General features: G+C 68.3%; 11 protein-coding genes. 6 read left to right on the top strand and 5 right to left on the bottom strand.

Annotated elements, in window-relative coordinates:
* The coding region (locus L0C60_RS12635; protein ID WP_479729389.1) for a MerR family transcriptional regulator at positions 1–162 on the top strand (162 nt) is incomplete at its 5' end.
* Positions 159–1478, top strand: a complete 1320-nt coding sequence (locus L0C60_RS12630; protein ID WP_234504676.1) for a dipeptidase — start codon at positions 159–161, stop codon at positions 1476–1478. The genes L0C60_RS12635 and L0C60_RS12630, both read left to right, overlap by 4 nt.
* Here the strand turns inward: L0C60_RS12630 and L0C60_RS12625 are convergent.
* Both L0C60_RS12625 and L0C60_RS12620 read right to left on the bottom strand, forming a co-directional pair.
* Positions 1472–2188, bottom strand: coding sequence for a 2-phosphosulfolactate phosphatase (locus L0C60_RS12625; protein WP_234504677.1), 717 nt, complete (start codon positions 2186–2188; stop codon positions 1472–1474). The two genes, L0C60_RS12630 and L0C60_RS12625, sit on opposite strands and share 7 nt — an antisense overlap.
* A gap of 12 nt (positions 2189–2200) precedes the next feature.
* Positions 2201–2851, bottom strand: a complete 651-nt coding sequence (locus L0C60_RS12620; RefSeq protein WP_234504680.1) for a Crp/Fnr family transcriptional regulator — start codon at positions 2849–2851, stop codon at positions 2201–2203.
* A 48-nt stretch (positions 2852–2899) separates the two neighbouring features.
* On the opposite strand from L0C60_RS12620, the gene L0C60_RS12615 reads away from it, so the two are divergent.
* From L0C60_RS12615 to L0C60_RS12600, 4 genes are read left to right on the top strand one after another with little or no spacing between them, the layout of a single operon-like run.
* Complete coding sequence (locus tag L0C60_RS12615) at positions 2900–3529, top strand: ABC transporter ATP-binding protein (protein ID WP_234504682.1); 630 nt, start codon at positions 2900–2902, stop codon at positions 3527–3529.
* Positions 3530–3543: 14 nt separating this feature from the next.
* The gene (locus tag L0C60_RS12610) at positions 3544–4251 is read left to right on the top strand and encodes a phosphorylase family protein (protein WP_234504684.1); all 708 of its coding nucleotides are present in this window, start codon (positions 3544–3546) and stop codon (positions 4249–4251) included.
* A 1-nt stretch (position 4252) separates the two neighbouring features.
* Positions 4253–5068: an enoyl-CoA hydratase/isomerase family protein gene (locus L0C60_RS12605; RefSeq protein WP_234504686.1), complete on the top strand. Its 816-nt coding sequence runs from the start codon at positions 4253–4255 to the stop codon at positions 5066–5068.
* 44 nt (positions 5069–5112) lie between these two features.
* On the top strand, positions 5113–5988 hold the full coding sequence (locus tag L0C60_RS12600; protein WP_234504688.1) for a phosphohydrolase: 876 nt from the start codon (positions 5113–5115) through the stop codon (positions 5986–5988).
* 22 nt (positions 5989–6010) lie between these two features.
* Here the strand turns inward: L0C60_RS12600 and L0C60_RS12595 are convergent, their stop codons facing one another.
* The 3 genes from L0C60_RS12595 to L0C60_RS12930 all read right to left on the bottom strand — a co-directional run.
* Positions 6011–6448 (bottom strand): DUF2267 domain-containing protein, encoded by a 438-nt coding sequence (locus tag L0C60_RS12595; RefSeq protein ID WP_234504690.1) that lies wholly within the window; start codon positions 6446–6448, stop codon positions 6011–6013.
* Between the two features lie 79 nt (positions 6449–6527).
* A complete protein-coding gene (locus tag L0C60_RS12590) occupies positions 6528–6734 on the bottom strand; it encodes a dodecin (protein ID WP_234504693.1) in 207 nt (68 codons plus the stop codon).
* A gap of 9 nt (positions 6735–6743) precedes the next feature.
* The coding region (locus L0C60_RS12930; RefSeq protein ID WP_341474665.1) for an AMP-binding enzyme at positions 6744–6887 on the bottom strand (144 nt) is incomplete at its 5' end.

Below are 6887 nucleotides of genomic sequence, written 5' to 3'. Positions count from 1 at the left end.
CAGGAGTTGGGGGTGAACCTGGCGGGGGTGGAGGAGATCATGCGGCTCAGGGCTGAGCTCGAGGCCCTGCAGGCCCGCTTTGAGGCCGAGGTGGCAAGGCTTAAGCTTCTCCTCCTGGAAGAGGGCAAGGCCTTGGCGGAAGAGGGTAGCATGGGGGCGTGAAGACGCTAGCGCCCCTTTTGGAGTTCCTTTCCATCCCCTCCGTATCCACCGACCCCGCCCACAAGGAGGACGTGCGCCGGGCGGCCCTTTGGCTTAAGGACCGCCTCGAGGCCTTAGGCTTCCGCGCCGAGCTTTCGGAAACGCCCCTCCACCCCATCCTCTACGCCGAGCGCCTCCTGGACGAAAAGGCCCCCACGGTCTTGGTCTACGGCCACTACGACGTCCAGCCCCCCGATCCCCTGGAGCTTTGGGAAACCCCGCCCTTTTCCCCGGTGGTGCGGGAGGGGCGGATCTACGCCCGGGGTGCCTCCGACGACAAGGGGCAGCTTTGGGCCCACGTGGCCGCCCTGGAGGGCTTGGCGGCGCGGGTGAACGTCAAGTTCTTGGTGGAGGGAGAAGAGGAGATCGGAAGCCCCCACCTCCTCCCCTTCGTGCGGGAAAACCGGGAGAGGCTCCGGGCGGACGTGGTCCTCGTCTCCGACGGGGCCATGTTCGCCCCCGAAACCCCTACCCTCACCTACGGCCTAAGGGGGCTTTGCTACCTGGAGGTGCGCCTTCAAGGGGCCAGGCGGGACCTGCACTCCGGGGCCTTCGGGGGGGTGGCCCCGAACCCCATCCAGGCCCTGGGCTGGCTCCTCGCCCGGCTTAAGGACGAGAAGACGGGGAAGGTCCTCATTCCCGGCTTCTACGATAGGGTGCGGCCCGTTGCCGAGGAGGAGAAAAGGCTTTGGCCCCCTTTGGACGAGGAGGCCCTGAAGCGGGAGCTTGGGGTGGACCACCTGCCGGGAGAAGAGGGCTACGCCCCCTTGGAGCGGCTTTGGGCGAGGCCCACCCTGGACCCGAACGGGGTGTATGGGGGCTACCAGGGGGAGGGCTCCAAGACCGTGATTCCCGCCGAGGCGGGCCTGAAGCTTTCCATGCGCCTGGTGCCGGACCAGGACCCCGAGGAGGTGGCCGAGCTCACCGAGGCCTACCTGAGGGAGATCCTTCCCCCTGGCTACCGCCTTTCCCTGAAACGCCTCCACGGGGGTAAGCCCGTCCTCACCGACCCCCATAGCCCCCCCATGCGCCTCATGGCCAGGGCCCTGGAGGAGGTCTGGGGCAAGCCCCCGGTCTACGCCCGGGAAGGGGGGACCATCCCCGTGGTGGCGGAACTCCAAGAGGCCCTTAAGGCCCCCATCGTCCTCTTGGGCCTAGGGCTCAACGACGATAACCTGCACGCCCCCAACGAGAAGTTTGACCTCCTCAACCTGGAAAAGGGCATCGCCGCCATAAGGCGCTTTCACGAGCTCTTGGCGGAGGAGGGCCTTCAGTAGGCCCGCTTGAAGATGAGGGCGTCCCCCACCCGCCCAGAGAGGATGGGCACGGCGGCGCTCTTGGCCACCTGGGCGGCGAAGGGGACGTCCCCCTCCAGGCCCACCCCCTTGAGGGCCTGGGCGGCGGCGGAGAGGCTTAGGGCCTCCAAGGGGTCCTGGTAGGCCCGCTTGACGGCCAGGGCGATGCGGGCCCCGTCCTCGGGCTCCACCTCGCCCAGAAGGCCCAGGTACTCCGCCAAGACCCCGGCGGTGTAGAGGTCGTCCAGCCCGGCCCGCCCCTCCTTGCCGGCGCAGAGGATGGCCACCTCCTCCGTGGCGAGCTCCCGCGCAAGCCGGGCGGCGGCGTGGGCGTTGTAGAGGGAGGCCAGGAGGACGTGCTTGCCGGTCTTGGCGGCGGCGTGGGCCGCCTTGGTGCCGTTGGTGGTGCTCATCACCACCACCTTGCCCCCCACGGGGGCCTCGAGGGCCTCCCGGGGGGAGTTCCCCAGGTCAAACCCCGGGGGCTTTAGCCCCCCCACCTCCCCCGCCAGGACCACGTCCTCGTCCTTGAAGGCCCGGGCGGCCTCGAGGCTATCCACCAGGTACAAGGCCTCCGCCCCCGCCTCCAGGAGGCAGGCGGCGGTGGTGGTGGCCCGGATCACGTCCACCACCAGGACCACATCGGGGTACACCGCCCCTTCGCTCGGAAGCACGTCCACCCTTAGGCGCAAGGCGCACCTCCCTTAGACCAGGCCGAAGGCCACCTCTTCCAGAAGCCGAAAGTCCCGCACCTCCACCTCCCCCGGGGCCAAGGCGAGGACGCCCTTTTCCTTTAGGTCGTGCAGGACCCGGGTCACCGTTTCCCGGCTCGCCCCCGCCAGGGCCGCCAGGTCCTGGTGGCGCAGGCGGAACCGGGGGCCATGCCCCTGGCGGTGGAGCTTGAGGAGGGCGTAGGCCACCCGGCTTTGCGCCTCCTCAAAGGCCAGGAGGTCCATCTCCACGTTGAGCTCCCTCAGGCGCCGGGCCAGGATGCGGGCGAGGTTGTGGGCCAGGAGGGGCAGGCGGCGGATGAGGGCCAGGTAGCTTTCCCGGTAGAGGGCGAGGAGGTGGGCGTCCTCCTCGGCCTCGGCGCTGGCGCTCCTTTCCCCTTGGTCCAGGAGGCTCATCTCCCCGAAGACCTCCCCGGGGCCCAGGAAGCCCAGGGTCTTCTCCTGCCCGCCCAGGTGGGTGCGGTAGAGCCGCACCCGCCCCGCCTCCACCAGGTAAAGGGCCTGGCCCAGGTCCCCCTGCTGGAAGATGGCCTTCCCCTTGGGGAAGAAGAGGGGCTGGAAGTAGGAAAGGGCGAGCTCCACCTCCTCCGGGGCCAGGTCCTGGAACAAGGGGCTTCCCCGCATCGGTCCTACTCTAACCGAGGCTTCATCTTTTGCCTAGAGGATGAGAGGGTGCGCCCGGTCCTCGAGGCCCAAGACCTCGGCTTCGCCTACGCCAACGGCCCCCTCTTCCGGGGGCTTTCCTTGCGGCTAGGGCCTGGGGAGGCCCTCGCCGTGCTGGGGCCTTCGGGAAGCGGCAAGACCACCCTCCTCCACCTCCTTGCGGGGCTTCTTCCTTTGCAGGAGGGGGAGGTGTTCTGGGAAGGGACGCCCATCCGGGGACTAAAGGAAGAGGTCCTGGCCCGGCGCAGGCTCTGCTTTTTGGGCCTCGTCTTCCAGCACCACTTCCTCTTCCCCGAACTCACCGCCTTGGAGAACGTCCTGGCCCCCGGGTACTTGGCGGGACGGGTGGACCGGGCCTGGGGCCTTTTCCTCTTGGAGCGCCTAGGGCTTGGGGCGCGGGCCCACTTCCTGCCGCAGCGGCTTTCCGGGGGCGAACGGCAACGGGTGGCGGTGGCCCGGGCCCTTTACCTCAGGCCCAGGCTCCTCCTGGCGGACGAGCCCACGGCGAGCCTGGACCGCCACCAGGCCCGGGAGGTCCTGGCCCTCATGCGCGCCTTGGCGGGGGAGGTGGGGGCGGCCCTGGTCCTCGCCACCCACGACGAGACCTTGGTGGAAGGGCTTCCGGCCCTCAGGCTGTAGTATCCTTAGGCGGTATGAGTCCCATCCACGTGCGGGGCAAACCCGGGGATGTGGCGGAACGGGTGCTCCTTCCCGGGGACCCGGGCCGGGCGGAGTGGATCGCCAAGACGTTTTTGGAAGATCCGGTGACCTACAACACCCACCGGGGGCTTCTGGGCTACACCGGGCGCTACCGTGGGGTGCCCGTTTCCGTGCAGACCACGGGGATGGGGGCTCCCTCCGCCAGCATCGTGGCGGAGGAGCTCATCCAGCTTGGGGCCCGGGTCCTCCTCCGGGTGGGTACCTGCGGGGCGGTGGACGGGGCCCTGGCCCCTGGGGACCTGGTCATCGCCCAGGGGGCGGTGCCCTTGGACGGGGCCACCCGCCAGTACCTTGGGGGACTTCCCTACGCCCCCGTTCCCGACCCTTCCCTCTTCCGCGCCCTTTGGGCGAAGGCGGCGGAGCGGGGCTACCCCCACCACGTGGGCCTGGTGGCCACCGAGGACGCCTTTTACGCCACCACCCCCGAGGCGGCCCGCGCATGGAGCCGTTTTGGGGTCCTGGCCTTTGAGATGGAGGCGAGCGCCCTCTTCCTCCTGGGCCGGATGCGGGGGGTGAAGGCGGGGGCCATCCTTGCGGTTTCCAACCGGATCGGCGACCCCGAACTCGCCCCGCCCGAGGTGCTCCAGGAGGGGATAAGGCGTATGGTGGAGGTGGCCTTATTGGCCCTGCTGGAGGTGTAGCATGGAGCACGAACACGAGCACGAGTTCATCCTGGAAATCCCCGAGTTCCAGCACCTCTCCTACGAGGTGGAGGGGAACATCGCCCTGGTGACCCTAAGGCGGCCCGAGGCCCTCAACGCCCTATCCCGGGAGGTCCTGGAGGAGCTCGCCCAGGTGGCGGAGGTCATCCACCAGGATCCCGAGGCCCGGGTGGCCATCTTCACGGGGGAGGGGAGGGCGTTTGCCGCTGGGGCGGACCTCAAGGAGATCGCCGCCCTTAAAGACCCCTTCATGGCCCGGGAGTACGCCCTTTTGGGCCAGCAGGTCTTCGCCGAGATCGCCGCCTTGCCCATCCCCACCATCGCCGCCATCCACGGGTACGCCTTGGGCGGCGGGCTGGAGCTCGCCCTGGCCTGCGACCTGCGGGTGGCGGCCAAGGGGGCCAAGCTGGGCCTTCCCGAGGTGGGCTTGGGGCTCATCCCCGGCTTTGGCGGCACCCAGCGCCTGCCCCGGCTCATCGGCCGGGGGCGGGCCTTGGACCTCATCTTCACCGGGCGGCACGTGGAGGCGGAGGAGGCGCTCCTTTTGGGCTTGGTGAACCGGGTGGGGGAGGACGCCCTGGAAGAGGCCAAGAAGCTCGCCCAGAAGATCCTGAAAAACGCCCCCATCGCCCTGGCCCTGGCCAAGGAGAGCGTGGTGCGGGGCGAGGGGCTGGACCTGGCGGAGGCCTTGGAGATTGAGGCGGACCTCTTCGGCTACGCCGCCGCCACGGAGGACATGAAGGAGGGGGTGCGGGCTTTCCTGGAAAAGCGGGCGCCGGAGTTCAAAGGGGAGTGAGCCCCTTTCCTTTTGCAGGGCCCGGTGTAAGGTGAGGGGTGCGCATGACGGGAGAACGCGTGGTCCACGTAGCTAGCCCCAAGGCCAAGCTCTACGCCGAGGCCGACCAGGCCATCCGGGAGCGCCTCAGGCCTTTCCCCAAGGCGCTTAGGGCGTACGAGCTCTTGATCCAAGATCCCGAGGCCCGGGCTGGCTGGAACATGGCCAACTACATCACCATGCGCAAGCTGGGCTACAACGACCACGGCCGGGTCCATGCCCTCCTCACCGGGGCGGCCAGCGTGGCCATCCTGGGCCTCTTGGCGGAGGCGGGGGTGCGCCTGGACACCCTCGAGTCCGGGGCGGGGGAGCTGGAGGACGCTTATGTGGTGGTCCTCCTCTCCACCATGCTCCACGACCTGGGCAACCAGGTGCACCGGGACCACCACGAGGCCTTCGGGGTTTCCTTGGCCCTGCCCATCCTGAACCGCATCCTGGAAAAGATCTACCCAGACCCCGAGCAACGCACCGCCTTAAGGGCCCTGATGCTCCATAGCATCTACAGCCACGACCTCTCCCCCGAGCCCCTCACCATAGAGGCGGGCATCACCGCCGTGGCGGACGGCACGGACATCACCAAGGGCCGGGGGCGGAAGGCCTTCGCCCTGGGGAGCATTGACATCCACTCCATCAGCGCCCTGGCGGTGGACGAGGTGCGCATCCTTAAGGGCGAGAAGGTCCCGGTGGAGATCCAGGTGACCATGAACAACTCCGCGGGCATCTTCCAGGTGGAGGAAACCCTCACCAAGAAGGTCTTGCGGAGCCCCTTGCGCCCCTACGTAACCGTGGTGGCCATGACCGAGCCCAATGGGGCCCAGGACCAGCGGATCGTCCACCGGGTGCGCCTGCACGAAACCGAGGACCGCTTCGTCCTGGACTAACCCCCCCGCCTGGGGGGCTTCCCTAGCCCTCGGGCCAGAGCCCCCTTAGCTCCTTGGGAAGGAGCTGGCGGACGTCTGCTATCTCCCCTTCGGCCACCCTCTGCCCCAAGACCTTGAACACCGCCTTCACCGCCCTTTCGGGGTCCACCGCCGGGCCGGATGGGGTCTTGAGCTCCCGGGCCACGTGGGCCAGGAACGCCTCCTTGTGCCGCTCCTTTAGGGGCTTGCCCGTGGGGTCCCAGCCCTCGTAGTAGATGCCCCGGATGAGCATGGGGAGCTGCGCCCCGAGCTGGGCTACCTCCTCCACGGGCAAGCGGTCCCGGAGGGCGTGGAGGACGGCCCGGAGGGCCATGTAGGCCCGGTGGCGGTCCTCCGTGCCCAGCTCCTCCATGATGGCCTTGAGCCAGGTGTGGGTCTTGTGGAGGGTGGTGTCAAAGACCTCCAGACCGGTGGCGCTCATACCCCTTCACCCCCTTGCCCTTAGCATATCTCTTGAGCGAGGATTTGTAAAGGGGTGTGAGCTTTGGGCGCAGAAGCGATTACTCCTCCAAGCGGAACCCCACTTCCAGCACCACCTGGTACTCCTTCACCCCCTCCGGGCCGATGGTCCCCCGGATTTCCTTGACCTCAAACCAGTCCAGGTGCCGGAGGGTCTTCTGCGCCCGCTCTAGGGCGGTTTGGATGGCCCCCTCGAGGCTCTCCTGGCTCGTCCCCACCAGCTCCACCTTCTTGTAAACCTTGCCCATGGGGCTATCCTACCGCCTTGGCCCGAGCGCTTTGGTGAGCTCCCGCTTCAGGATCTTCCCCACGCTGGACTTGGGGAGGCTTTCCCGGAAGACAATGATGCGGGGCACCTTGTAAGCGGCCAGGTGTTGGCGGCAGAAGGCCTCAATGTCCTT

Source organism: Thermus hydrothermalis, assembly GCF_022760925.1.
GTDB classification, from domain to species: Bacteria; Deinococcota; Deinococci; order Deinococcales; family Thermaceae; genus Thermus; species Thermus hydrothermalis.
The sequence above is the reverse complement of the archived record's forward strand: the minus strand, read 5'-3'. Positions and strand labels throughout refer to the sequence as shown.

Excerpts from the sequence above, each read along its gene's own strand:
- L0C60_RS12610 (WP_234504684.1), top strand. The coding sequence starts at position 3,544 with ATGAGTCCCATCCACGTGCGGGGCAAACCCGGGGATGTGGCGGAACGG.
- L0C60_RS12590 (WP_234504693.1), bottom strand. The coding sequence starts at position 6,734 with ATGGGCAAGGTTTACAAGAAGGTGGAGCTGGTGGGGACGAGCCAGGAG.
- L0C60_RS12605 (WP_234504686.1), top strand. The coding sequence starts at position 4,253 with ATGGAGCACGAACACGAGCACGAGTTCATCCTGGAAATCCCCGAGTTC.
- L0C60_RS12620 (WP_234504680.1), bottom strand. The coding sequence starts at position 2,851 with ATGCGGGGAAGCCCCTTGTTCCAGGACCTGGCCCCGGAGGAGGTGGAG.
- L0C60_RS12595 (WP_234504690.1), bottom strand. The coding sequence starts at position 6,448 with ATGAGCGCCACCGGTCTGGAGGTCTTTGACACCACCCTCCACAAGACC.
- L0C60_RS12600 (WP_234504688.1), top strand. The coding sequence starts at position 5,113 with ATGACGGGAGAACGCGTGGTCCACGTAGCTAGCCCCAAGGCCAAGCTC.